Annotated in this window: 22 protein-coding genes; 18 read left to right on the top strand and 4 right to left on the bottom strand. The window is 54.5% G+C overall.

Annotated elements, in window-relative coordinates; translation table 11 throughout:
• Positions 1–35: 35 nt before the first annotated feature.
• The 3 genes from ACJJI0_RS10175 to pyrC all read right to left on the bottom strand — a co-directional run bounded on the left by ACJJI0_RS10175 (position 36) and on the right by pyrC (position 2201).
• Positions 36–230, bottom strand: a complete 195-nt coding sequence (locus tag ACJJI0_RS10175; RefSeq protein ID WP_252084941.1) for a PFL_1563 family small protein — start codon at positions 228–230, stop codon at positions 36–38.
• 174 nt (positions 231–404) lie between these two features.
• Positions 405–1079 (bottom strand): ribonuclease T, encoded by a 675-nt coding sequence (gene rnt, locus ACJJI0_RS10170; protein WP_252084942.1) that lies wholly within the window; start codon positions 1077–1079, stop codon positions 405–407.
• A gap of 90 nt (positions 1080–1169) precedes the next feature.
• Positions 1170–2201: a dihydroorotase gene (gene pyrC / locus ACJJI0_RS10165; RefSeq protein ID WP_252084943.1), complete on the bottom strand. Its 1032-nt coding sequence runs from the start codon at positions 2199–2201 to the stop codon at positions 1170–1172.
• Positions 2202–2522: 321 nt separating this feature from the next.
• On the opposite strand from pyrC, the gene ACJJI0_RS10160 reads away from it, so the two are divergent.
• From ACJJI0_RS10160 to ACJJI0_RS10115, 10 genes are all read left to right on the top strand, one after another.
• The gene (locus tag ACJJI0_RS10160; protein WP_252084944.1) at positions 2523–3743 is read left to right on the top strand and encodes an argininosuccinate synthase; all 1221 of its coding nucleotides are present in this window, start codon (positions 2523–2525) and stop codon (positions 3741–3743) included.
• 187 nt (positions 3744–3930) lie between these two features.
• A complete protein-coding gene (gene ccoN / locus ACJJI0_RS10155; protein WP_444885924.1) occupies positions 3931–5385 on the top strand; it encodes a cytochrome-c oxidase, cbb3-type subunit I in 1455 nt (484 codons plus the stop codon).
• Between the two features lie 11 nt (positions 5386–5396).
• A complete protein-coding gene (gene ccoO / locus ACJJI0_RS10150) occupies positions 5397–6014 on the top strand; it encodes a cytochrome-c oxidase, cbb3-type subunit II (RefSeq protein ID WP_152452172.1) in 618 nt (205 codons plus the stop codon).
• Positions 6015–6032: 18 nt separating this feature from the next.
• Positions 6033–6269: a cbb3-type cytochrome oxidase subunit 3 gene (locus ACJJI0_RS10145; RefSeq protein ID WP_252084946.1), complete on the top strand. Its 237-nt coding sequence runs from the start codon at positions 6033–6035 to the stop codon at positions 6267–6269.
• Positions 6269–7177, top strand: a complete 909-nt coding sequence (gene ccoP / locus ACJJI0_RS10140) for a cytochrome-c oxidase, cbb3-type subunit III (RefSeq protein WP_444885779.1) — start codon at positions 6269–6271, stop codon at positions 7175–7177. Before ACJJI0_RS10145 ends, ccoP begins: the two co-directional genes overlap by 1 nt.
• 139 nt (positions 7178–7316) lie before the next feature.
• Entirely contained in the window at positions 7317–8735 is a 1419-nt protein-coding gene (ccoG, locus tag ACJJI0_RS10135; RefSeq protein ID WP_444885778.1) for a cytochrome c oxidase accessory protein CcoG, read from the top strand.
• Positions 8736–8819: 84 nt separating this feature from the next.
• Positions 8820–9344: a FixH family protein gene (locus tag ACJJI0_RS10130; protein ID WP_252084949.1), complete on the top strand. Its 525-nt coding sequence runs from the start codon at positions 8820–8822 to the stop codon at positions 9342–9344.
• Positions 9341–11785, top strand: a complete 2445-nt coding sequence (locus ACJJI0_RS10125) for a heavy metal translocating P-type ATPase (protein ID WP_444885777.1) — start codon at positions 9341–9343, stop codon at positions 11783–11785. Before ACJJI0_RS10130 ends, ACJJI0_RS10125 begins: the two co-directional genes overlap by 4 nt.
• A gap of 16 nt (positions 11786–11801) precedes the next feature.
• Positions 11802–11978 (top strand): cbb3-type cytochrome oxidase assembly protein CcoS, encoded by a 177-nt coding sequence (gene ccoS, locus ACJJI0_RS10120; RefSeq protein WP_252084951.1) that lies wholly within the window; start codon positions 11802–11804, stop codon positions 11976–11978.
• Between the two features lie 6 nt (positions 11979–11984).
• Complete coding sequence (locus ACJJI0_RS10115; RefSeq protein ID WP_252084952.1) at positions 11985–12731, top strand: sulfite exporter TauE/SafE family protein; 747 nt, start codon at positions 11985–11987, stop codon at positions 12729–12731.
• Between the two features lie 55 nt (positions 12732–12786).
• Here ACJJI0_RS10115 and nadC read toward each other — a convergent pair whose 3' ends face one another.
• Complete coding sequence (gene nadC / locus ACJJI0_RS10110; protein ID WP_444885776.1) at positions 12787–13641, bottom strand: carboxylating nicotinate-nucleotide diphosphorylase; 855 nt, start codon at positions 13639–13641, stop codon at positions 12787–12789.
• A 481-nt stretch (positions 13642–14122) separates the two neighbouring features.
• Here nadC and ACJJI0_RS10105 point away from each other — a divergent pair, with 481 nt between their 5' ends.
• From ACJJI0_RS10105 to ACJJI0_RS10070, 8 genes are all read left to right on the top strand, one after another.
• Positions 14123–16483: a DUF1631 domain-containing protein gene (locus ACJJI0_RS10105; protein WP_444885775.1), complete on the top strand. Its 2361-nt coding sequence runs from the start codon at positions 14123–14125 to the stop codon at positions 16481–16483.
• A 168-nt stretch (positions 16484–16651) separates the two neighbouring features.
• Entirely contained in the window at positions 16652–17212 is a 561-nt protein-coding gene (ampD, locus tag ACJJI0_RS10100) for a 1,6-anhydro-N-acetylmuramyl-L-alanine amidase AmpD (protein ID WP_444885774.1), read from the top strand.
• Positions 17213–17320: 108 nt separating this feature from the next.
• Positions 17321–18196 carry a regulatory signaling modulator protein AmpE gene (gene ampE, locus ACJJI0_RS10095; RefSeq protein ID WP_444885773.1) on the top strand — a complete coding sequence of 292 codons (876 nt, stop codon included), beginning with the start codon at positions 17321–17323 and terminating at the stop codon, positions 18194–18196.
• Between the two features lie 173 nt (positions 18197–18369).
• A complete protein-coding gene (locus tag ACJJI0_RS10090) occupies positions 18370–19797 on the top strand; it encodes an aldehyde dehydrogenase family protein (RefSeq protein WP_444885772.1) in 1428 nt (475 codons plus the stop codon).
• Positions 19798–19892: 95 nt separating this feature from the next.
• A complete protein-coding gene (locus ACJJI0_RS10085; RefSeq protein WP_444885771.1) occupies positions 19893–20879 on the top strand; it encodes a threonine ammonia-lyase in 987 nt (328 codons plus the stop codon).
• 17 nt (positions 20880–20896) lie between these two features.
• Positions 20897–21472 carry a YbhB/YbcL family Raf kinase inhibitor-like protein gene (locus tag ACJJI0_RS10080; RefSeq protein WP_444885770.1) on the top strand — a complete coding sequence of 192 codons (576 nt, stop codon included), beginning with the start codon at positions 20897–20899 and terminating at the stop codon, positions 21470–21472.
• Positions 21473–21565: 93 nt separating this feature from the next.
• Positions 21566–22921, top strand: a complete 1356-nt coding sequence (locus ACJJI0_RS10075) for an AmpG family muropeptide MFS transporter (RefSeq protein ID WP_444885769.1) — start codon at positions 21566–21568, stop codon at positions 22919–22921.
• Positions 22922–23216: 295 nt separating this feature from the next.
• The gene (locus ACJJI0_RS10070; RefSeq protein ID WP_444885768.1) at positions 23217–24491 is read left to right on the top strand and encodes an AmpG family muropeptide MFS transporter; all 1275 of its coding nucleotides are present in this window, start codon (positions 23217–23219) and stop codon (positions 24489–24491) included.
• Positions 24492–24524 lie beyond the last annotated feature (33 nt).

The following is a 24524-nucleotide window of genomic DNA, read 5'->3' as shown; positions in this document are numbered from 1 at the left end:
ACTGTGGGGTGATTTGCGGAGCTAGTTGCAAACAGTTAGCTGCGAGGTTTTTTGCCCAGAGTGATATGTTTGGGGCCGGAAGTGTTGGTCTGGCCGCTGACACCCTTGGGGACCTGCTCGATCTCGCCACCCTTCTCCAAAAAGGCTTGCACTTGCGCCTCAATACTCTCGCTGGTCTCTAAGGGGGCGGTCTGCTTACGACTGGAAGAGGAGGATGCTTTTTTGGCCACGGTGACTGTCCGGTGTTTTGGGTTGGCCAGTCATCATACAGCAAATTGGATAAAAAAGCATCCAACTGCCTAAGTGGCACTCATAGTGCACAGTTTGCCGCCATATACAGAGGTTGTGCTGTCACTAAAGGGCGGTTTGTGGGAGAGGGCCAGTTGCACTGGCCCGAACGAGGATTACTCGGTCTCTTGCTCCAGGAGTTCGGTATTGGCCACTGGCCAGCCACCCAGCTCCCGCCATTTGTTGACGATACCGCAGAACAGGGTTGCGGTTTTTTCCGCGTCGTATTCGGCGGAGTGGGCGCAGCTATTGTCGAACTCAATACCGGCTACCTGGCAGGCTTTCGCCAGCACGGTTTGGCCGTAGGCGAGTCCGGCGAGGGTAGCGGTGTCAAAGCAGGAGAAGGGGTGGAAGGGATTGCGCTTGATCCCGGTCCGTTCAACCGCGGCATTCACAAAGCCCAGGTCGAAGTGGGCGTTGTGGGCAACCATAATGGCACGGGTGCAGCTGTGTTTCTTCACGGCACTGCGGATCTTGCGGAACATTTCCGGCAGGGCGATTTCCTCGGGCCAGGCCTCGCGCTCGGGGGATTCCAGATCGATGCCGATAAAGTCGAGCGCCGATTGCTCCACATTGGCGCCATCGAATGGTTCCAGGTGAAAGCTGTGGGTTTCCAGCGGGAAAAGTTTCCCCTCTTCATCCATATCCAGGATTACCGCCGAAATTTCCAGCAGGGCATCGGTGCGCGCATTAAAGCCGCCGGTTTCCAGATCGATCACAACCGGCAGGAAGCCGCGAAATCGCTGGGCAAGGGAGCTCTTTGGTCCTGTGGGTTCTTCGGCCGGGGTCACTTTGGGTCCTTGTAAATCTCAGTTGTGCCGGGATAAATCCGGCGGGGTAGGGGATTCGCGGGCTTGGGCCCGCGAGGGTTTGAACTGGAATTATACGAGCTTCCAGTTCAGGGTTTCACCGGCGGCCAGGGGGATCAGCTTTTCGCCGCCCATATCCAGTGCCTCTGGAAGTGCCCAGGGCTGCTTCACCAGAGTGATGGTGTCCTGGTTGCGTGGCAGGCCGTAGAAATCCGGGCCGAAATTGCTGGCGAAGCCTTCGAGCTTATCCAGCTTACCGGCGCGCTCAAAGGCTTCGGCGTACAGCTCGATAGCGGAGTAAGCGGTGTAGCAACCGGCACAGCCGCACTCGTGCTCTTTCTTGTGGTGCGCGTGGGGGGCCGAGTCGGTGCCGAGGAAAAATTTCGGGCTGCCACTGGTAGCGGCTTCAATTAGTGCGGACTGATGATCGCCGCGCTTGAGAATTGGCAGGCAGTAGAAATGCGGGCGAATACCGCCAACCAGCATATGGTTGCGGTTGTACAGCAGGTGGTGCGCGGTAATCGTCGCAGCAACGCCTTCGCGGGCATTTTGCACAAACTCAGCGGCATTGGCGGTTGTGATGTGCTCAAAAACCACTTTTAGTGTGGGGAAATCTTCTACCAGGCGCGCTAGGGTCTTCTCGATAAATACCTGCTCGCGGTCGAAAATATCGATATCGCTGGTGGTGACCTCACCGTGTACCAACAGCTTCATGCCGCAGGACTGCATTTCTTCCAAAGCCGGGTAAATATTGGCGATGTCAGTTACGCCGGAATCGGAGTTGGTGGTGGCACCAGCCGGGTAGAGTTTTGCTGCGATTACGCCGCTGGCGTGGGCCTGGCGAATCACTTCGGCATCGGTTTTGTCGGTGAGGTAAATCACCATTAGCGGCTCAAAGGTGCGGCCGGCTGGAATATGCGCGAGAATGCGTTCGCGGTATGCGGCTGCGCCTTCACCGGTGGTGACGGGCGGTACCAGGTTTGGCATCACAATTGCGCGGTGAAATTGTCGGGCGGCATCGCCAACAGTGCGTTCCAGGGCGGTGCCATCACGCAGGTGAATATGCCAGTCGTCGGGGGCGCGAAGAGTGATTTGCTCCGTCATGGTACTCCAGGATATCAATTGCTGTAGAAGTGTCTCTGTGCGGCGCGCATGCTACCCGATGCAGGGTCAAAATGCGATGCGCGAACCGGTCAAAAGTTAATCAATTGTATAGACTCTCACCTTGGCGCTAGTCGATTGCGAGCAGAGGCGCTACAATCGCGCCCCGATAAAGTGTGTGGGTATTAATTGTGCCCATAAATACCGAGCCTGGGCATACCTCCAAGAATAACCTCCCCCAGAACGAAACAAACTTCACAGATAGGTGATTCCAATCGCCGCACTTTGATCGTGGCGGCAAAAATCCAGCAGCAGAGGACAGCAATGAGCAAAATCGAGAAGGTAGTACTGGCATATTCCGGCGGACTGGATACTTCAGTGATTGTGCGATGGCTGCAGGATACTTACGGCTGTGAAGTAGTGACGTTCACGGCGGATATTGGCCAGGGTGAGGAAGTTGAACCGGCGCGGGCCAAGGCCGAGGCGCTCGGTGTGAAAGAGATTTATATCGACGATCTGCGCGAGGAATATGTGCGGGATTTTGTTTTCCCAATGTTCCGTGCCAATGCGATTTACGAGGGCGAGTACCTGCTGGGCACCTCTATCGCGCGCCCGCTGATCGCCAAGCGCTTGATTGAAATTGCCAACGAGACCGGTGCCGATGCTATTTCCCATGGTGCCACCGGCAAAGGCAACGACCAGGTGCGCTTTGAGCTGGGTGCCTACGCACTGAAGCCGGGTATTCAGGTAATCGCGCCCTGGCGCGAATGGGACTTAAATTCCCGCGAAAAGCTGATGCAATACTGCGAGCAGCACAAGATTCCAGTGGATTTCTCTTCTACGAAGAAAAAATCCCCTTACTCGATGGATGCCAACCTGCTGCATATTTCCTACGAGGGCGGCATCCTCGAAGATCCCTGGGCGGAAGCCGAGGAAGATATGTGGCGCTGGAGTGTGAGCCCGGAGGCCGCGCCAGAAGAGCCGACGTACATCACCATCGGCTTTGAGAAAGGTGATCCAGTCTCAATCGACGGTGAGCGTTTGAGCCCGGCCACCCTGCTGGAAAAACTGAATAAGTTGGGTGGAGCTAACGGCATTGGCCGCCTGGATATTGTGGAAAACCGCTATGTGGGTATGAAATCCCGGGGTTGTTACGAAACTCCCGGTGGAACAATTTTGATGAAGGCGCACCGCGCTATCGAGTCCATTACGCTGGATCGCGAAGTGGCGCATATGAAAGATTCCTTGATGCCGCGCTACGCGGATCTTGTGTACAACGGTTACTGGTGGTCGCCTGAGCGCCGCATGTTGCAGGCCGCTATCGATGAATCCCAGGAAGTGGTGAATGGTGAAGTACGCCTGAAACTCTACAAGGGTAGTGTCAGTGCAGTAGGCCGCCGCTCTGTAGATAGCCTCTTCGATGAGCGTATCGCTACCTTCGAGGATGATGCTGGGGCCTACAACCAAAAAGATGCAGAGGGCTTTATCAAGCTCAATGCCCTGCGCCTGCGCATCGCCGCCGGTAAAGGAAGAAAATTGATTTAGTCGGCTTAGTTGATTTAGATCAGTCAAGGCTGGAAATGGATGCGCTTAAATCCTTTTCTGGCCAACAGTGACAGTTATGTGTATGCCTTCGACGTTATAAGCGGGTTCATACATGACTGCTGCAGACCCAGTGGTGGGCCAGGCCCGCTCAGTGGAACCGAATTTTAAAAGCAACGGAAGTAAAAACATGACGACAACGGTGGCAAAGACCGGCCCTGTGCCGGACTATGACTACAATATCGTGCGCCAGTTCACCATCATGTCCGTGGTCTGGGGCATCTTTGGTATGGGCATGGGCGTATTGATCGCGGCTCAGCTGGCCTGGCCCGAGCTGAACGATTTCTGGCAGCCCTTCTCGCACTTCGGGCGATTGCGGCCACTGCACACTAATGCGGTTATCTTCGCATTCGGTGGTAGTGTTCTGTTTGCCACCTCCTACTATGTGGTGCAGCGCACCTGTCAGGTTCGCCTTTGGGGCGGCTGGCTGATTCCCTTCACCTTCTGGGGATGGCAGGTCGTTATCGTGGCAGCGGCTATTACCCTGCCGATGGGCTTCACCTCCACCAAGGAATACGCTGAACTGGAATGGCCGATCGATATCCTGATCGCCGTAGTTTGGGTGGCTTATGCGCTGGTGTTCTTCGGCACCATCATGAAGCGCAAGACTTCCCACATCTACGTTGCCAACTGGTTCTTCGGTGCTTATATCATCACCATTGCCGTACTCCATATTATTAATAATTTGGAAATTCCGGTTGCTCCGTTCAAGTCTTACTCCATCTACTCCGGTACCAAGGATGCGATGATCCAGTGGTGGTACGGCCACAACGCGGTAGGCTTCTTCCTGACTGCGGCCTTCCTCGGCATCATGTACTACTTCGTACCTAAGCAAGCTGGTCGTCCGGTTTACTCCTACCAGCTTTCTATCGTGCACTTCTGGGCACTGATTTCCCTGTACGTATGGGCTGGTGGTCACCACCTGCACTACTCAGCGCTGCCCGACTGGGCGCAGAGCCTGGCGATGGTAATGTCCCTGATCCTGTTGGCGCCTTCCTGGGGCGGTATGATCAACGGCATCATGACCCTGTCTGGCGCTTGGCATAAGCTGCGCACCGATCCTACCTTGCGCTTCCTGGTGGTATCCCTGTCCTTCTACGGTATGTCCACCTTCGAAGGCCCGATGATGTCCATCAAGACGGTGAACGCTCTGTCTCACAACACCGACTGGACTGTGGGCCACGTACACTCCGGCGCATTGGGCTGGGTTGCGATGATCTCTATCGGTGCTCTGTACCACCTGGTTCCGGTTCTGTGGAAGCGTCGCGAAATGTACAGCACCAAGCTGATCAACGCGCACTTCTGGCTGGCCACTGTGGGTACGGTTCTGTACATCGCTGCGATGTGGGTAAACGGTATTACCCAAGGTCTGATGTGGCGCGCCTTCAACGCCGACGGCACCCTGACTTACAGCTTCGTGGAAAGTGTTGTTGCGAGCCATCCGGGCTATGTGGTGCGCTGGTTGGGCGGTGCCATGTTCCTGGTCGGTATGCTGCTGATGGCTTACAACGTCTACCGCACGATTACTGAGAAAGTAAACGATGCCGAAGCCGATAACACCGTTCGTGCAGTGCCTGCGGCATAGGAGTTTAGATCGTGAAGAATCATGACATCGTAGAAAAAAATATCGGCTGGATGATCTTTTTCACCATTATCGCCATCAGCTTTGGTGCTCTGGTGGAGATTGTCCCGCAGTTCTTTACCAAGGCGAACTACACTCCGCTGCCAGGTCAGAAGCCGCTGACCGCACTGCAGTTGGAAGGCCGGGATATCTATATTCGCGAAGGCTGTCACGTGTGCCACACCCAGATGGTGCGCCCACTGCGCGCCGAGGTGGAGCGTTACGGCCACTATTCCATGGCACAGGAATCCGTGTACGAGCACCCTTTCCTGTGGGGCTCCAAGCGTACTGGTCCTGACCTGGCCCGTGTGGGCGGCCGCTATTCCGATGAATGGCAGCGTGCTCACCTGTACAACCCGCGCAGCGTAGTGCCTGAATCCATTATGCCGGCCTACCCCTGGTTGTTCGACAATGTGGTTACTGGTAATTACACCGCGCGTAAGATGGAAGCGCTGCGCCTGGTCGGTGTGCCCTACACCGATGAGGATATCGCCAATGCCGCCGAGCCTTTCAAAGGTGGCAAGGTGAAAGAAATTGATGCGCTGGTCGCTTACTTGCAACAGCTGGGTACCCTGGTTACCCAAAAACGCTAATAGCGAGGAAGGAAACTCGTGACTATCGAAACTTTGCGGGAAATCGGACTGGTTCTGGGATCACTGGCCTTTCTGGCTATTTGCTGGTGGGCTTTCTCTCCGAAGCGCAAGAAGCGCTTCGAAGAAGATGCCAATTTGCCATTTGCCGATGATGAGCAGCAAGCCGATAAGGATGATTCGTCGGCTGCTCAGAAGGACGAATCCAAATCCGGGCAAAAGCCCGGGACTGAACGAAAACAGGGGCAGGATAAGTAATGAGTACATTCTGGAGTGTGTGGGTAATTGTACTCACCCTCGCCAATCTGGCGTTGATTACCTGGGTGTTGTTCGCCAACCGAAAGGTTGCGGTGGATGACCAGGCTGAACCGGAAAACAAAACAACCGGCCACGTCTACGACGGTATTGAGGAGTACGACAATCCTCTGCCCAAGTGGTGGTTCATGCTGTTTATCGCCACACTGGTGTTCTCTGCAGGATACCTGGTGATCTACCCAGGCCTGGGTAACTTCAAAGGCCTTGGTGATTGGTCATCTGTCGGCGCGCTGGAAGCTTCCCAGGCTAAGGCCCAGGAAAAGTTCGACGAGCAGTTTGGCAAATACCTCGATATGCCTATTGAGCAGATTGCGCAGAGCCCGGAAGCCCTAAAAATGGGTTCTCGAATCTTCGCTAACAACTGTGCGGTTTGTCACGGTGCCGATGCCGGCGGTAACTTTGGCTTCCCCAACCTGACCGATAACGCCTGGTTGTACGGCGGTACCCCGGAGAAAATCCTTGAGACCCTATACAATGGGCGTCAGGGTATGATGCCTCCACAGGGTCCGATTATTGGTGAAGAGGGTGTGCGCAATGCCACCGAGTATGTGCTCTCCCTCAATGGCCTGAACCACGACAAGGCGATGGCTGCTGAAGGCCAGAAGGTGTTTAACACTGTATGTATGGCCTGTCACGGAATGGATGCCAAGGGTAATCAAGCCCTGGGTGCTCCCAACCTGACCGACGATCTGTGGCTCTACGGCAGCAGCCGGGAGCAGATCCAGCACACCATTCGCAGTGGGCGATCCAATATGATGCCCGCGCAGAGAGATAAACTGCGTGAAGACAAAATCCGCCTGGTAGCGGCCTATGTCTACAGCCTGTCCCAGCAGGACGAAGAACAGCAGTAATTTACTATTGAGGCCCGGCATTTGCTGGGCCTTGTTTTTTCAAGGGACTCCGGGCGCTGCAGGGACGGAGAAAAAAGCCTCAAAATAAGTGGCTACCTGGCCCGCGTACAAGATGTGTCCGTGCGAGAGTGAGGTTTGTGTGAGTGATTTAATTCCAACCCGTGAGGAACAGGAAGGTGATGGCGAGGTTCGCTATCGCATGCTGTATGAGTCGGACGATAAAATTTACATCCGACATATCAAGGGTGTTTTCACCCGTATCCGCAAATATACCGGCCTGCCGTTATTGCTGGCCTTCTTCTTTCTTCCCTGGATCAATATCGACGGGCGCCAGTCAGTCTTTTTTGATCTTCCCACCCGACAATTCCATATTTTCTGGACAACCTTTGGCCCCCAAGACGGCTTCCTACTGGCTTGGCTGCTGATTATTGCCGCCTTTGCCCTATTTGCTGTAACCACCTGGATGGGGCGGGTCTGGTGTGGCTTCACCTGCCCTCAGACCGTATGGACCATGATGTTTATGTGGGCGGAGCGTATCTGCGAGGGTGATCGCAACAAGCGCATGAAGCTGGATAAGGCCCCATGGAACGTGGAAAAGGTTCTGCGCAAGGGCGGCACGCACGCTTTATGGCTGTTGATTTCCCTGGCTACAGCCCTGGCTTTCGTTGGCTACTTCTATGGCATTCGTGAGTTGGTTGTAGACCTCGCCACCTTCCAAGCTCATCCGCAAGGTGTCTTCTGGGTAGCTTTCTTTACCTTTGCCACTTACATGAACGCGGGCTTCTTGCGGGAACAGGTATGTAAATACATGTGCCCCTACGCACGCTTCCAGTCGGTGATGTACGACGAGGATACCCTTGCGGTTTACTACGATGCCAAGCGTGGTGAGACTCGCGGGCCGCGCAAAAAGAACGTGGACTACAAAGCCGAAGGTATGGGTGACTGTATCGATTGCTATTGGTGTGTGCAGGTTTGCCCGGTGGATATCGACATTCGCGATGGCTTGCAGTTTGAGTGTATCAACTGCGGTCTCTGTGTCGATGCTTGTAACAGCGTCATGGATAAGATGGGCTATGAGCAGGGCTTAATTCGCTTCACCTCTGAAGACGAGCTACAGACTGGCAAGACGAACTTTTTACGTCCGCGACTGTTTGGCTACGCAGTCGTTTTGCTGGCCATGATAGGATTGTTTTCGCATCAGGTGGCAACTCGCAGTCCTATCGAGGCGGAAGTCACCCGTGACCGCGGTGCCCGTATGTATCGGGTTTCACAAGGGTTGGTGCAGAATGTGTATACCGTGAAGATCAGCAATATGGAGCAGGCAGCTCATGAGTTCACGATCCGTGTTGAGGGCAATCCGAATTATGACTATTCGGTGCGCAAACCGCGCAATATTTACCTGAAGGCCGGGGAGATCTACCCGGTACCGATTCGGGTGAGTGTGCCCGAGACCCAGCTGAAGGACACCAAGCACGATATTGATATCGTGGTGCAGGCTGTCGATGACCCGGAGCTGGTCAATAAGCATCGAGCGGTATTTATTGGTCCCAAGCAGTAGACGGGAAGCCGTTCCCGTTGCAAAGTACGGGCCCGCTCAGGCGGGCTCTGCTTTTCTGCACAAAACGGTAATTTTGGTAACGCGATGAATGAACCAACGTCGAAACCCTGGTATCGGGAATTCTGGGCCTGGATGGTCTTGGCACCGTTGATTACGGTGGTTGTAGTCTCCTCTATTACGGTCTCCATTGCCGTGCGCTTTGCTGATGATCAGGTCAGCGATACCTACTACAAAGACAGCCGCATGTACCATTTTTCCGCGGAGCAAGACCAACGTGCCAAAGCTCTGGGGCTGGCGGCCTTGGTGCAGTTCCAGCGCACTGAAGGTGGCGTTACTGTCGAATTGAATGGCAATACCGACTACCCGGAAAAACTGCTGCTCACTCTGAGCCACCCGATGGAAGAGGATCTGGACCAGCATATTGAGTTGTCACAGCTCTCTGTGGGGCGCTATTCCGGTGAAGTACCGGGCGCCTTAAAAAGCCGTTGGTACCTGCGTCTGATGCCTGAACTTGACCCAAGTGCACACCAGCAAGCAGAGTGGCGTTTGAAAGGCGAGATTAACTTCGACCTGGGCAACGCGGCGCCCATGAATCCCGGCAGTCAATGAAGTCACCCTGTTATCACTGTGGGCTACCGGTTCCCGCTGGCAGTAATCACTCAGTTGTGATCGAAGGTGTCCCGCGCAGCATGTGCTGCCCGGGATGTGAGGCCGTGGCGAGTGCAATTGTCTCCGGGGGATTGGACGGTTTTTACCGTTATCGGGAAAAACAAAGTGATCGCCCGGAGCAGAACCAGCCACAGGATCGCTGGAGTGCTTATGATCTTCCCGAAGTGCAGCAGCAGTTTGTGCACGACTGGGACGGCGGGCGCCAAATGGCGGCGCTGCTGATCGGTGGTATTACTTGTGCCGCCTGTGTCTGGTTGATAGAAAAACATCTGGGGCAATTGGCCGGTATCGAGAAAGTTTCGGTCAACGCCAGTACCCAGCGTGCGCAAATTGTTTTCGATCCAGAGCAGATTCAACCCAGCGCCCTGTTTGAGGCCCTGGAGCAGATCGGCTATCGCCCTGCGCCGGCGACTGCCGCCAACCGCGAAAGTGTAATTCAGAGTGAACATCGCGCCGCCCTGCGCCGCCTCGGAGTCGCCGGTCTCGGCACCATGCAGGTGATGATGTTCGCCATTGCCCTCTATTTTGGTGCCGGCAGCGGTGATGTGGGCGAGTTCGAACGTTATTTCCGCTGGGTCTCCCTGCTGGTAGCCACTCCTGTAGTGTTCTATGCCGCGCGGCCTTTCTTTAGCGCGGCCCTGCGCAGTCTGCGCACGCGCCACTTGAGTATGGATGTGCCGGTTTCCCTCGCTATTGGTCTGGCCTATGGGGCCAGTTTCTATGCCACCGTATTCGGTACCGGCGAGGTATATTTTGAATCCATCTCCATGTTTACCTTCTTTTTGCTGTTGGGGCGCACTGTGGAGATGCGCGCGCGCCACCGAGCGGGGCTAGCCAGCGGTGGGCTCGCGCAGCTGTTGCCCATGACCGCGGCAAGATATGGCGGCACTGAGGTTGCCCACGTCCCCGTAGCAGCCCTGGCGGCTGGCGACCGGATTTTACTGCGCCCCGGCGATACGATTCCCGCTGATGGTGAGGTACTCGAAGGTGAGAGTGGCGTAGATGAATCGCTACTCAGTGGTGAATCCGCGCTACAGCAAAAGACCGTGGGCAGTCCTGTGTATGCAGGCAGCGTCAACGGCGATTCCAGTCTTACCGTGCGTGTCACCGCCGCCGGAAAATCCACGCGCTTGTCGGCGATTGAGCGTCTTGTGGAGCGCGCCCAGCTGGAGAAACCAGCTCAGGTAGCCCTGGCGGATCGGGTTGCCGGCATTTTTGTCGGAGTCGTACTGGTTGCAGCCCTGAGTGCTTTCGCGGTCTGGTGGCAACTGGACCCGAGTAGGGCATTTTGGGTGGCCTTATCCGTGTTGGTGGTGACCTGTCCCTGTGCTTTGTCTTTGGCGACACCTGCAGCATTGGCCTCAGCAACTCTGCGCCTGCAAGAGCTGGGCTTGTTGGTTGCTGGCGGCAGTCTTTTAGAGACCTTGCCCCGCATCAGTCGTGTGGTGTTCGATAAAACCGGTACCTTGACCCGTGGCGAACCACGCATCCTGCATATTGATTTACTGCGTGATGGCTGGACCGAACAGAAAGTCAAAGATGTGGCTGCAGCACTCGAGTCCCAAACTCACCATCCACTGGCACGGGCATTTCGTGCCTGGCGCGGCAACCTGACTGCAAGCCAGCTCAAGGTACATACAGGCCGCGGCCTGGAGGGGCAGATCGAGGGCAACCGCTACCGCCTGGGCCGTGCCGATTTTGCCGCCACGCAATCTATTGCGGCTCCACAGGGAGAGGGGCAGTGGCTGTTGCTGGCCGATGATGTTGGCGCCATCGCCTGGATCGCGCTTGGCGATAAATTGCGGGACTCCGCCGCACAGGCGGTTGAGCAGCTGGGCCAAATGGGCCTGTCAGTTGAATTGTTGAGCGGCGACCAATCCGCTGAAGTAAAACGGTTGGCTGCCCAGGCGGGCATTGAAGGTTTCCGCGCTGGTGCATCGCCCGAAGACAAGCTCTCCCATATGAAGCAGCGGCAGGACGCGGGGGAGAAAGTCCTGATGGTGGGTGATGGCCTCAATGATGTGCCGGTATTGTCAGGTGCTGACGCGTCGGTGGCGATGATGTCTGCCGCTGACCTGGCCCAATCCCGCGCGGATGCAATTCTGCTCAACGGTGACCTGCGGGTGTTGGCGCAGTCTGTCGCCCTGGCGCGTAAGTGTCGCCGGGTGGTACGTCAAAATTTGGCCTGGGCCCTGGGGTATAACGTCATAGCACTGCCCCTGGCGGTGTGCGGCCTGGTGCCTCCATGGGCTGCCGCTATTGGTATGTCTCTGAGCTCTCTGGTAGTGGTCATCAATGCACTGCGCTTGTCTCGAGCCGCACCTTCTACAGAGGACACCACCCGTGTAGAGCCCAATATTCGCCCCAGATTGGCGGATTAATACAGAGGAGTGAAGCGTGGACAGTCTCTATTTCCTGATTCCTATTGCGGTGGTATTTGTTGCTCTCGCCATAAAAGTCTTCTTCTGGGCCGTAAATAACGGCCAATATGACGATCTGGAGACGGAGGGACGACGAATCTTGTTTGAAGATGATCTGCAGGCATCATCCACAAAGACTGAGGAAAAGGAGTAGTAGTTCGTGGGGGATTGGGGTTTTTTGGCGGCTGCGCTCGCTATCGGTTTTCTCGGCAGTAGTCACTGTATTGGTATGTGTGGAGGGATTTCTGGCGCGCTGGGCATGGCGGTGCCAGGTAGGCAGACCGCCTGGGTGCAACTGGGTTCCTACCAGTTGGGGCGCGTTGCCAGTTACACATTGATGGGTGGCCTGGCCGGTGCCCTGGGGGCTGCCGTTATTCCGGCACTGACACCGTTGCGGTTTGCTGCAGGAATAATGTTAATTGTGATGGCGCTCTATGTAGCGGGCATCTGGCGCGGCCTGGTGTGGCTTGAGAAGGGCGGTAGCTATCTCTGGCGCTATGTTCAGCCGCTTTCCGCTAAGTTGTTGCCGGTGCGTTCCGCGGGACAGGCTATTGCACTGGGTTCTCTGTGGGGTTGGTTGCCCTGCGGTTTAGTCTACAGCGCCCTGACTTTTGCTTTGGCCCAGGGCAGCGCGGAGCGTTCGGCGTTGGCAATGCTTGCTTTCGGCTTAGGTACCTTGCCGGCCATGTTGGCCACTGGCGCCGCCGCCGTACAGGTGCGTAATTTCGTGCAGAAGCCAGGGGTGCGTCTGGGGTTTGCCGCTGCGATTATGCTGTTTGGCTTTTGGACATTGTGGGGTGCTCTCGGCCATGGGGGGCACGGAGATCACAGCAATCACGGTGCTATGAATGCCGTGGAATCTGTTGAGGAGAAGCCACAGGAAGAAAGCCACCACCATCATCACTGATTGTTGTTGTCGGGCTTGTGGGGCACGGCAGTAGCAGCACTGTGCCCCTTCAAATCTAAAATTCGATACGCAGCGATAGGTCGACAGCACGCAGGTGCTTGGTCAAACTGCCAGAGGATATGTAGTCGACCTCCAGTTCCGCCAGCTGTGCGATTCGCTCCCGATCTACACTGCCAGAAATTTCAATTCTCGCGCGCCCTTTGGCCATATCCAGAGCACTGCGGGTGTCCGCATCGTTGAATTCATCGAGCATAATCACATCCGCACCGCTATCTAGCGCTTGCTGGAGTTCTTCGAGAGTTTCCACCTCAACCTCTACCAGTGCCCCCGGTTTAATCGTTCTCGCCTGGGCTACGGCCTTGTCGATACCACCGGCAGCGGCGATATGATTTTCCTTGATAAGAAAAGCGTCGTAGAGGCCGATGCGGTGATTGTGGCAGCCGCCGCACAGTACAGCATATTTTTGCGCGCTGCGCAGGCCGGGAATGGTTTTGCGGGTGTCGAGGATTTTCACCTCGGTACCGGTGGCGCGTGCGGCGAACTCTGCGGCAGTGGTTGCTGTGCCGGACAGGGTCTGCAGAAAGTTAAGTGCGGTGCGCTCGCCGGTGAGGATTGTGCGGGCATTGCCCTCGAGTTCAAAAATCACGCTATTGGCGGAAACTCTATCGCCATCGGTAAAATGCCAGGTTAATTGCAGGTCGGGATCTAGTTGTCGAAAGATCTCCTCAACCCAGGCGCGCCCGCTCAGGGTGCAGTCCTCGCGGGTGATCACGCGGGCGCGGGCACTGCGATCAGCGGGGATCAGCTGGGCGGTGATATCGCCATCGCCAATATCCTCCTCCAGTGCCGTTCGCACAGCCCTTTGCAGGTCGGTCATGATGTTTGGGATGGTGGAGTCTTTAGGGTGCATTGGCAAACCTCGAAATAAACGCGCGGGCAGTTTACCAAAACCCATGGGATTTGGATTGCCTGGGGGGCCATGCCACTCCTTTGCATGTATTTTTCCTGATAGCAGCTGCCCCAACATTTCGCTGTGACAAGTGTCTCAAATGTGTCGCGAAACTGTGTCAATAGGGCAGTTATCATGGGTAAAATCCAAGGCGGATGGGTATCGGCGTAGGCGCACGTTATCCCTGTCTTCACTATTCAATTTACCTGCATTAAAAAGCTTGAAATCTGAGCAAAATCAAGAGGTTATTGGTTTTTTCAAGCAAAATGTCGATTAATTTTAATTAGTGGTGGCGGTGTGCATCCCAACCTGTTTCCACGGATTGATAGAAGTGGTGTAGGTAAAAAGTAAGGCTTGGTTATTTACCGCGACTTGTGCGGCCAACAAGATTTAAGCCAGCAAATACGTAATAGCCGGATGGTATTTGAAGGACCTCTTGGAAATGAGTGAATCCAGCAAGGTAGTTTCCCTTTCAGAGAAAAGCGCAGAGCGATCTACGGCGCTTGCAGGTAAAGCCATGGTGCTTCCATCGGCCGTTGCAATGTTGAAGGAGAAGGCTTGCGCCGAGTTATTCGAGCGGGTCAAGTCACTGTTTGGCAAAGTGGATGACTCACTTTTTGCCATGGCCGAGCGTGCCCATGGTCAGGAAGAGCAAGATGGATTGTTCCAAGCCTTGCGCCTGTTGCGGGTTGAGCGCCGCAATATTGCAGAAAACTTCATTGGCAATGTCCAACAGGCTTTTCAGATTCGCCAGGAGGCTCAGGACGCACCCAGCTTTGCTCCAGATAACCTGTCACTGGTCCACAACGATGATCTAGAGCAGTTGGTGGCTGCAGATACCATGGTGGCTTCTGCAAAACGCGATTTTGCAGAACCTTTAACGGAATTGTGTCTGCGCCTGGATACCCTTTATTCGGTTAAGATTTACGACAAGAACAACCCCTTGGGGCCCGATGTTATTTGCGACGCCTTTGTGGAGGCAATCCAGCCCCTCGATCTACATATTCGCGCCCGCCTCACCCTGCTGAAAAAGTTTGAGCAGCTTGTTATGCAACAGCTGCGGGGATTTTATGATTTTTGTAACCAGTTGTTGGTGGAGCAGGGAGTATTGCCCTCTCTGAGGGAGCAACAGCGTGCGGCACGCCAACGGCCTGCACATTCTACGCCGGTGTCAGGTGGTGCCCAGACCACTGTGGGTACTGGCCATGCTACAGCTGAGGGGCAGGGGCCGGTTGCTTCAGGCGTTCCAGTTAGCGGTCACGTTGCTCCGGGCCTAGTACCTGCTACAGCTGGTATGACCCCCATGCCGGCGGGAGATCTGCTCAGCCACCTGGGCGCCTTACAGAGCGGAGCTCATTACCAGGGCGGTGGTACGGCCCAATTGCTCAATGTGGGTGAGCTATTACAGCAGCGTTTGGTAGAGGCAAACCAAGCGGCATCGCTGGCGAAAGTGGACAGTGATGTTATCAAGCTGGTGGAGATGCTGTTCTCCTTTATCCTGGAAGATCGCAGCCTGGCAACGCCCATTAAATCCTTGTTGGGTCGTTTACAGCTGCCTTTGCTAAAGGTGGCTATCGCCGATAAATCATTCTTTAGTAAAGGGGGGCACCCCGCACGTAAGCTGCTCAACGAACTCGCCGATGCAGCCACGGGTTGGCAGGCTCCGGAAAACTATGAGTCCGACCCTCTTTACCGGGAAATCTCCCAGATTGTTGAGCGCGCCCTGAATGAGTTTGATCAGGATATTCATATCTTTTCATCCTTGTTGGAGTCCCTGCGTGAATTTATAGCCCGTGAGCGCAAACGCGCCGAGATGCTAGAACGCCGGGTGGTGGATGAGGCCGATGGCCGTGCAAAAACCCAGGCCGCACGAGCGCGCGTTGCCGCTGTTATGGATGCGTTGGTGGCGGAGCGCGATCTGCCGCCGGTTGTGCAGGACTGGCTCAACAAGGTTTGGAATAACGTTTTATTCCTCACCTGCGTTAAAGAGGGTACTGACAGTGAGGCCTGGAGTCGCGATGTACGCACCGCTCGGGACCTGGTCTGGAGTGTGCAGGCGCCGATGCCGGAAGCACGTAAGCAGCTTTTGAGCCTTCTGCCAACTTTGCAGGAGCGCCTGAGGGAAGGTATTGAGGCGCTTTCCTACAATGCCTTTGAGGCCCGTAGTCTGTTTGCTGGCCTTAAGGAAATTTATCGCGAGCGCTTCGCCTTGGCACAACGCTTAACAGAGGAGCGCGAGCGCTTAGTCAAAGAGCAGGTAGCCAGGGAAGTCCAAGCGGCTACTGCCGTAGAAGTGGTGGCGGAAACACCGGCTGAAACAGCCAAGATTGAAGCAGTTGCAGAATCGCCAGAAGCCGAAGTGGCCTTGGCTGAGGATCGGGTAGCGGTTGATAGTGCCGAAGCCAAGGAGGAAGTTGCTCTGCCGCCTATGGAGGAGATAGAGCAGGCGGTGGCCCAAGCTGAAGTCGCCCCGGTTACCGAAGAGCAGCAGGGACTGGCACAACTCGATGAAGACGATCCCCACTGGCAGATGACCTTCCGCCTGGCTCAGGGTAGCTGGTTCGAGCTGAAGCGATCCGAAGAGGAACAGTTCCGCTGTCGTTTGGCGGCGGTGATCCGGGATATCGACCAGTTTATTTTTGTAAATCGCAATGGTGCCAAAGTAGCGGAATTTGCCCGCCTGGAACTGGCCCATGCCCTGCGCTCAGCACAGTTGTTACCCCTAGATGACGGCATGTTGTTCGAGCGCGCCCTGCAGTCAGTAATCGGTAATGTACGTAAAAAACGCAGTGAACAGCGTTAGGGAATAAAAAGGCAATTTCATATACCCGGCAGTCTAGACCGGGTTTCCACTTCTGTCGTCAGACAGTTCCAAACGGATTGGCATATCGATCAACGCTTCCATAAAATGGTTACTGCTGAAATCCCGGGCTACTCGGGTTGGTAGTTTTTTTGGAGCGGAGATCGCAGATTGAAATATCAAGTGGATTCCGGCTGGTTATCAGGGGCGCGTCGTGTTCCCAGCCCACACTGCAACAGCCGGCCGGATAACTGCCCTGTAGACCTACTGGTGATTCACAGCATAAGCCTGCCCCCAGGTCAGTACGGTGGCCCCTATATTGATACGTTTTTCCTTGGGCAGTTGGACATTGATGCCCACCCTTACTTCACGGAAATTGCCGCTTTACAGGTTTCTGCCCACTTGCTTATCGATCGCGACGGCATCGTCACTCAATATGTGCCTTTGGACCGACGAGCCTGGCACGCGGGCAAGTCGGAGTTTAGGGGGCGCAGCAACTGCAATGATTTTTCCATTGGTATTGAGCTGGAGGGCCTGGATACGGATATTTATACCGATGCTCAGTATCTGGCGCTGGCAGAAGTTACCCGAGCGATAATGCAGGCTTATCCGGGGATAGGGGTCGATAAAATTACCGGGCATTCTGATATAGCTCCTGGGCGCAAATTAGATCCGGGCCCAGGCTTTGACTGGCAGCGCTATTTGGGGGACGTAAAAAAAGTCGCCGAGTAATTGTGAACGGTATTATTGGCACATATTTATTAATTAGAGTCTTGCAATCGAATCTCGGCACTTTTGTGCCGGTAACTGAATTTCTTTACGCACTATCACGGCAACGTTATGACCTTGCTGATTATTTTATTGACCTTAGGCTTGGTACAAATTTGGGGATCGGGCGCGCCTCTACATCGCGATCACTGGTTCGATCGCTGGAGTACCCACATCGAGGGGCTTTCCCCGCTACAGGGAAAAGAAGGCTTGCTAATCGGATTTAGCATCCTGCCGCCGGTTCTGGTGGCGGCGCTGGCAATGGCTTTTGCCCAATCTTCCGCTGGGGCTTTGGGGGGGCTTTTGCTAGGGGTCCCTCTACTGCTCTATTGCCTGGGGCGTGGAAATTTTAATGAGACTTTGAGTGCTTATCTGCGCAACTGGTATCGGGGTGATTTTAATGGGGCCGCCGAAGCGGCACGCCCCCTGTTGCGGGAAATTCACGAGAGTGCCGCCGAGGGCGGACGTTTGCATGAGCAGGTATTTCGCGGAGCGGCCTATTCCGCCTTCGAGCGACTTTTTGCCGTTTTGTTTTGGTTTATCCTGCTGGGTATTCCGGGAGCGCTGCTGTTTCGCCTGAGCGCTCTTTACGCGGAGCGTGCTCGGGGAACCGAACGGGAGGCTCTGGCCGCACGCTGGCTGTGGTTGCTGGAGTGGGTGCCAGTAAGGTTGATGGGGCTAAGTTTCGCCATTGTCGGTAACTTTGCCGGCTGTTACAGGGCCTGGAGGCAGTGCCTGATGTGCCGGGAACGGGATACTGATCAGGTTCTCGAATCCTATTTGGAGGGGGCCCTGGGAGGGATTGATGCCAGTGAGTGCAGCGCCTCTGCAGATCTCTCCCATATCCAGCGCCAGAGTGGTGCGGAGATCGAAGGTTTGCAGGCGTTACTATCCAGGTCCCTACTGCTGTGGATTACCGCACTGGCACTTACTGTCTTGTTTTTCTAAGTGTGAACACTCGCACCCATTGGGATCAAAGTTCCACAAAAAATTATAAAGTGGGATTAATTTGCTAACAGTTACTTGACTTAACACCAGTATCCAAGAAGATTGCGCCCGCTACAAAATCCAGGTTCTTTGCCTGGCTGCGGGCGACATATACTTAGTGGAGGATGCAGGGGTTGAAGGTTTCATTACTGGAAGCACAAATGCTGTCAGATCTCAGTGTGGCAAGTGGTGGCAATACCGCAGCTTTGGTTGCTGGCCTCAGGGCTTATTTCCGTAGTGGTGCCACTGTGGAACTGAGCTGGAGACGCCGGCAGTTGAATCAACTGCGCAAGATGCTCAGTGAAAATGAAACCCGCTTTATTCAGGTCCTGGGTGAAGATTTACATAAGGCGCCACAAGAAGCTTATCTGACCGAGATTGCTTTCCTCTACGCTGATATCGAACATACTCTGAAACACTTGAAGCGCTGGGTTCGCCCTCGCAAAGTATCCTCACCACTTTTGACCCAGCCCGCAAACAGTTACATCCAGCCGGAACCGCTTGGGGTGGTTCTGATTATTGGTGCCTGGAATTACCCTTTGCAGTTGTTGTTGTCGCCATTGGTTCCCGCGATTGCTGCGGGTAACTGCGCAGTAGTGAAACCCTCGGAGCTGGCTCCCAGTACCTCCCAATTGATTGCTGAACTGCTGCCGCGTTACCTCGACCACGACGCTTTTGCCTGTGTTGAAGGCGCTGCGGTCGAGACCTCTAAGTTACTGGAGCAGCGCTGGGATCATATTATGTACACCGGTGGTGCTAGAGTCGGCAGGATTGTTATGGCGGCTGCAGTTGAGCACCTGACGCCGGTTACATTGGAGCTGGGGGGCAAGAGCCCCTGTATTGTGGCTGACGATGCCGATATTGAACTCGCCGCCCGCCGCATTGCTTGGGGAAAGTTTACCAATGCAGGGCAGACCTGTATCGCACCGGATTATGTGCTGTGCACCCGTCACACCGCCGATCTCCTGGTGCCTGCTATTCAGCAGGCGGTGACAAAAATGTTCGGAGAGGACCCGCAAAAGAGCTCGGACTACGGACGTATCGTCAATAGCCGGCATACCCTGCGCCTGGCGGATCTTCTCAGTGGTGGAGATGTTATTTATGGCGGTGAGGTAGATGCCGACAACCGCTATATAGCGCCGACACTGATGCGCTGCGTCGATCTCGAAGCTTCAGTGATGCAGGATGAGATCTTCGGGCCAATCCTGCCGGTAGTCGAACTGGATGACTTCGGAAAAGTGGAGGGATTTGTCAATCAGCGGGAAAAACCGCTGGCCCTGTATATTTTTACTAAAAGCGATAGCTTGGCCGAGCGGATTCTTTCCAGCTGCAGCTCCGGTAACGCCTGTGTGAATGACTGCATGATGTTTATGCTGGCCCAAGATCTGCCATTTGGTGGGGTGGGAGCCAGCGGTATGGGTTGTTATCACGGTGAACATGGCTTTAAAACTTTTAGCCACTATAAAGCGGTAATGAAGCGCAAAAATATTTTGGATGTTAATTTACGTTACGCCCCTTACAGCAAACGCAAATTCAGTTTGTTGAGAATGCTGCAGAAGTAGAAATACTGAGAAGTGTGACCATCAGCGGGGATTTTACTGGTTTTTTGGGGGGCTGAATTGGTACATTCAGCAAAAATTATTTAGATAAAAATGCTATGCCCTCGGATCGTAATGACCTACCCACCAGTGCGGATGTTTTTTGTGCCGCGCAAACCATTGCTGACTCTGTCCACCGAACACCGCTAATTCGCTCCCAATTACTCGACCAAGTGGGGGGCGCTAACCTCTGGTTCAAGTGTGAACACCTACAGAAAGTAGGTGCCTTCAAAGCCCGCGGTGCCACCAATGCTCTTGCCAATCTGCCTGCTGGAGCTGAAGTGGTAGCGACTCACTCCTCGGGAAATCATGGTGCTGCTTTGGCCTGGGCTGCTGCTGAGCTGGGCCTACCCTGCATTGTGGTGATGCCCGAGACGGCGCCCAGGGCTAAGCGTGAGGCTGTACAGAGTTATGGCGCACAAATAATTATTTGTGGTCCTACCCAATCGGAGCGCGAGGCCGCACTGCAAACCGTAGTAGAGGAAACGGGAGCCCATGTGGTTCCGCCTTTTGACGATAGTCGTATTATCGCCGGGCAGGGTACCGTTGCCCTGGAAGTGGTGCAGCAATGCCGCGATCAGGGTTTTACTCCGGATGTACTCCTGGCACCCGTGGGGGGCGGGGGGCTACTCGCCGGAATTGGTTTGGCCATGGCAGCCCTGGCACCAGATGTCTTGGTAATTGGTGCGGAACCCGCTGGCGCAGATGACGCTCAGAGATCACTACGTGGTGGTGTGCATGTCACCACCCAGCAGCCGCAAACTATCGCAGATGGCCTGCGCACCACACTGGGGCGCAGAAATTACTCTGTAATTCGGCGCACGGTGCGAGATATTGTGACAGTTTCAGAAAATGGTATCGTGCGGGCAATGGAGCTGTTGTGGACGCGTACCAAGCAATTGGTTGAGCCCTCTGCGGCAGTTGGCCTGGCAGCTGTGCTAGAGCACAGCGCGCGCTTTCGCAATAAGAATGTTGCGATTGTCCTCACCGGCGGCAATATGGATTTGGACCGGGCTTCAAGCTTGTTGGCCGAAGCCGAAAAATAACTACAGGACGATTGAATATGAATTTAGGATTTGGCCGCTTTATTTACTGCAAACTCAGAGCGGGCCTGGTGGCATCGGCCCTTTTCCTGGCGGCAATGGCTGCACAAGCTGGGCAGCTGACGCTCACTTCCAGCTCATTAAAACCCGGTGGCAAAATGCCGCTGGCTCATGTGTACAGTGGATGTGGTGGAGAAAACCTCTCCCCCGAACTGAGCTGGAGCGGTGCTCCTGAAGGAACTAAAAGCTATGCGGTAATGGTTTACGACCCCGATGCGCCAACTGGCAGTGGCTGGTGGCACTGGGTGATGTTCAATATTCCCGCTGAGGTAACCAGTTTGCCAGAGGGCGCGGGCGACCTGAAAAATGGTTTGGTACCAGAGGCCGTTCAGGGGCGCAATGATTACGGCAACCCCGGTTATGGTGGCGCCTGTCCACCAAAGGGGCACGGCGATCATCGCTACCGTTTTCGAGTCTATGCCCTGAAAGTAGACTCGCTGCCATTGGATGAGAACTCCTCCCCCGCTAAAGTGGGTTTCAATGTAAATGCCAATAAATTGGCGGAGGCCGAGCTCGAGGTTCTGTGGGGCCACTGAGCGCATCAGTTCTAAATTGATGGCCAAGTGCGGGCTGGTTGCCCGCATTATTTTACCAAGGCCAATTATGGGGTTTAAGGGGAAAGGTTGAATATGTCGCAGCAGCAACTGACATGGGGGCAAGCCCTCGGTGCTTACCTTAAGCCTCGTGTACTCACCATGTTTTTTCTTGGCTTTTCTGCCGGCCTTCCGCTCTTATTGGTCTTCTCTACCCTGACCGCCTGGCTGAGAGATTTTGGTGTAAGCCGCACAGCTATTGGTTTCTTCGCTTGGGTGGGAATTACCTTTTCGATAAAAGTGCTTTGGGCCCCAATTATTGACCAACTACGATTGCCTTTTTTCACTGATAAGTTGGGTAAACGCCGCGGTTGGATGTTGGTATCTCAAGTGGGGATTGCTATCGGGCTAGTGGGTATGGCCAGCGTTAACCCGCAGCAATCACTGATGGAAGTTGCCCTGCTCGCTTTATGGGTTGCCTTCTGTTCGGCTTCGCAGGATGTGGCAATTGACGCATACCGAATAGAGGCCATGGATGAAGATTACCAGGGTGCTATGGCGGCTAACTACGTATTCGGTTACCGAGTCGCAATGCTGATTGCCGGAGCCGGGGCGTTATTTATTGCGGATGCTTTCAGCTGGTCAGGTGCTTATCTTGTGATGGCAGCCCTCATGGGGGTGGGGGTGATTACATGCTTGGTTGTCTCCGAGCCTGATCACAGCAAGGTGAACAAAGAGGCAGATAAGCTGCAAAGTGAGTGGGAAGAACGCCTGTTGGGGAAGGGGGAGCACGGCCGCCTGAAACAGTGGTTTATTCGAGCCGTAGTGTGCCCTTTTGTTGAATTCTTTCAGCGCAATGGTCGCTTTGCCCTTGTTTTATTGGTTTTTATCGGTATTTTCCGTCTCAGCGATATTGCGATGGGGATAATGGCGAATCCGTTTTATCTGGATTTGGGTTTCACCAAGACTGAAATCGCGGAAATCAGTAAACTATTTGGGTTTTTCTGTACCATTATCGGTTCTTTTCTCGGCGGGGTTTTAGTTGTTCGCTATGGTGTGCTGCGCCCATTAATACTCGGTGCAGTGATGGTGGCGTGTACCAATCTCTTGTTTGCTCAGCTTGCACTGATAGGACCGGACAAGGCATGGCTCGCGCTGGTGATTAGTGCCGACAATATCAGTGGTGGTATGGCTAATGCTGTGCTCGTTGCTTACCTTTCCAGCCTGGCCAATAAGGCCTATACAGCCACCCAATATGCACTGTTCAGCTCACTCATGACACTGCCGGGTAAATTTATCAGTGGCTTCTCCGGTATCGTGGTGGATGCTCAGGGCTACGCCCAGTTCTTTATTTATGCGGCACTAATGGGGCTGCCGGCCATATTCCTTTCTATCTATTTTTGGCGGCGGGAGAGACGCGGCTGGAGTGAAGAACAGCCCCAGCCGGGTTAAGGGCTTATCGCGGCCATAGGGTGCCCCCTCTCTTTTCGTTTTTCCTATCGAAGGCTTATCGATTTTCCTTTTGGCCACTGAACGTGGCCTTTAGCGTTTTTGGTTACCAGCTATTTGTGAATTGGGTGACGGTAGTCACCGAGCATTTTTGTCAGCTTGTGTCTATGTTGGTGGAGGGGAAACCACTACCTCTCCTGTGCGCCGCTAATACTCCCCCCGCATTTGGGTTTATCGCTGTGTTAATTGGAGAGCGCACATTTTCAATTGCAGAGTTAACAAATAAACGCGACAAACTATGTCCCACGAAACAGTCAGGGAAGCGGTATTTAACCGGAGAATGCTGATCTGTATCGGTACCGGCTTTTCCTCGGGGATGCCGCTGTTTGTGCTGATTCAGCTGGTACCTGCCTGGCTGAGAACTGAAGGGGTGGACCTGGCGACGATAGGCATCTTCTCCCTGTTGGGATTGCCCTATACCTGGAAGTTTATCTGGGCGCCGCTTATGGAGCGCTACGCGTTTCCAATACTGGGGCGCCGCCGGGGGTGGATGTTGGTGATGCAGCTGCTGCTGATCCTTTTTATTGGCGCATTGGGCATGTTCAATCCCCAGTTTAATATTTGGACGATCGCGGCCCTGTGTTTTGGCGTAGCCTTCTTTAGTGCAAGTCAGGATATTGTCCTGGATGCTTTTCGCCGGGAAATTCTACCGGACTGGGAGTTGGGGCTCGGTAACTCTTTTCATGCCAACGCATACCGGATTTCCGGCTTGGTGCCGGGCTCTCTCAGCTTGATTCTCTCTGATCATCTGGCCTGGGGACAGGTTTTCTGGGTGACGGCAGCTTTTATGCTGATCGCAGTTTTTATGACTTTGATGGTAGCTGAGCCGCAACATCCAGCGGAGCGGCCTAGGTCCTTGCGCGAAGCAATTGTCCTGCCATTTGTAGAGTTCTTCACTCGTAACGGTGTTAAGCATGCCATTTTAGTATTGGCATTTATGTTTCTTTACAAGCTGGGCGACAGTATGGCAACAGCCCTGGCGACGCCCTACTATCTGGATATGGGCTACTCCAATACGGATATTGGTATTGTCGCTAAAAATGCTGGACTTTGGCCGGCGGTAATTGGCGGCTTTCTAGGCGGTCTGTTAATCGTACGCATCGGTATTAATAAGTGCCTGTGGATTTTTGGGGTTATTCAGCTTGTTTCGATCTTCGGCTTTATGATTCTGGCCCAAGCCAATGAGGGCTTGGTTGGCACCCCGGGCTTTAAGCCCAGCCTCTGGTTACTGGCAGTGGTGATTGCTTTTGAATACTTAGGGGTGGGGCTCGGGACAGCGGTGTTTATTGCCTTTATTGCTCGAACAACCAGTAAATTACACACTGCGACACAACTGGCACTTTTTACAGCATTGACGTCCCTGCCCAGAACTTTTGCCAATGCCTCCACGGGGTACTTGGTAGAGTCTATGGGATGGACCAACTTCTTCCTGTTGTGCGCAGCGCTTGCGGTGCCGGGGATGCTGTTACTCTTTGTCGTAGCCCCCTGGCGAGGCGAGGGCGAAGAGGCTTAATAGTGGCAAGATCATTCCATGACTGTGCAGAGG

Source organism: Microbulbifer mixtoriginis (SeqCode) (assembly GCF_052466695.1).
Note: the sequence above shows the minus strand (reverse complement) of the source record. Positions and strands in the feature narration are given on the sequence as shown.

What these genes read in the sequence shown, in the direction of transcription:
- pyrC (WP_252084943.1), bottom strand. Translation starts at nt 2,201, where the DNA reads ATGACGGAGCAAATCACTCTTCGCGCCCCCGACGACTGGCATATTCAC.
- ACJJI0_RS10160 (WP_252084944.1), top strand. Translation starts at nt 2,523, where the DNA reads ATGAGCAAAATCGAGAAGGTAGTACTGGCATATTCCGGCGGACTGGAT.
- ccoN (WP_444885924.1), top strand. Translation starts at nt 3,931, where the DNA reads ATGACGACAACGGTGGCAAAGACCGGCCCTGTGCCGGACTATGACTAC.
- ccoP (WP_444885779.1), top strand. Translation starts at nt 6,269, where the DNA reads ATGAGTACATTCTGGAGTGTGTGGGTAATTGTACTCACCCTCGCCAAT.
- ACJJI0_RS10130 (WP_252084949.1), top strand. Translation starts at nt 8,820, where the DNA reads ATGAATGAACCAACGTCGAAACCCTGGTATCGGGAATTCTGGGCCTGG.
- ACJJI0_RS10125 (WP_444885777.1), top strand. Translation starts at nt 9,341, where the DNA reads ATGAAGTCACCCTGTTATCACTGTGGGCTACCGGTTCCCGCTGGCAGT.
- nadC (WP_444885776.1), bottom strand. Translation starts at nt 13,641, where the DNA reads ATGCACCCTAAAGACTCCACCATCCCAAACATCATGACCGACCTGCAA.
- ACJJI0_RS10105 (WP_444885775.1), top strand. Translation starts at nt 14,123, where the DNA reads ATGAGTGAATCCAGCAAGGTAGTTTCCCTTTCAGAGAAAAGCGCAGAG.
- ampE (WP_444885773.1), top strand. Translation starts at nt 17,321, where the DNA reads ATGACCTTGCTGATTATTTTATTGACCTTAGGCTTGGTACAAATTTGG.
- ACJJI0_RS10085 (WP_444885771.1), top strand. Translation starts at nt 19,893, where the DNA reads ATGCCCTCGGATCGTAATGACCTACCCACCAGTGCGGATGTTTTTTGT.
- ACJJI0_RS10080 (WP_444885770.1), top strand. Translation starts at nt 20,897, where the DNA reads ATGAATTTAGGATTTGGCCGCTTTATTTACTGCAAACTCAGAGCGGGC.
- ACJJI0_RS10075 (WP_444885769.1), top strand. Translation starts at nt 21,566, where the DNA reads ATGTCGCAGCAGCAACTGACATGGGGGCAAGCCCTCGGTGCTTACCTT.
- ACJJI0_RS10070 (WP_444885768.1), top strand. Translation starts at nt 23,217, where the DNA reads ATGTCCCACGAAACAGTCAGGGAAGCGGTATTTAACCGGAGAATGCTG.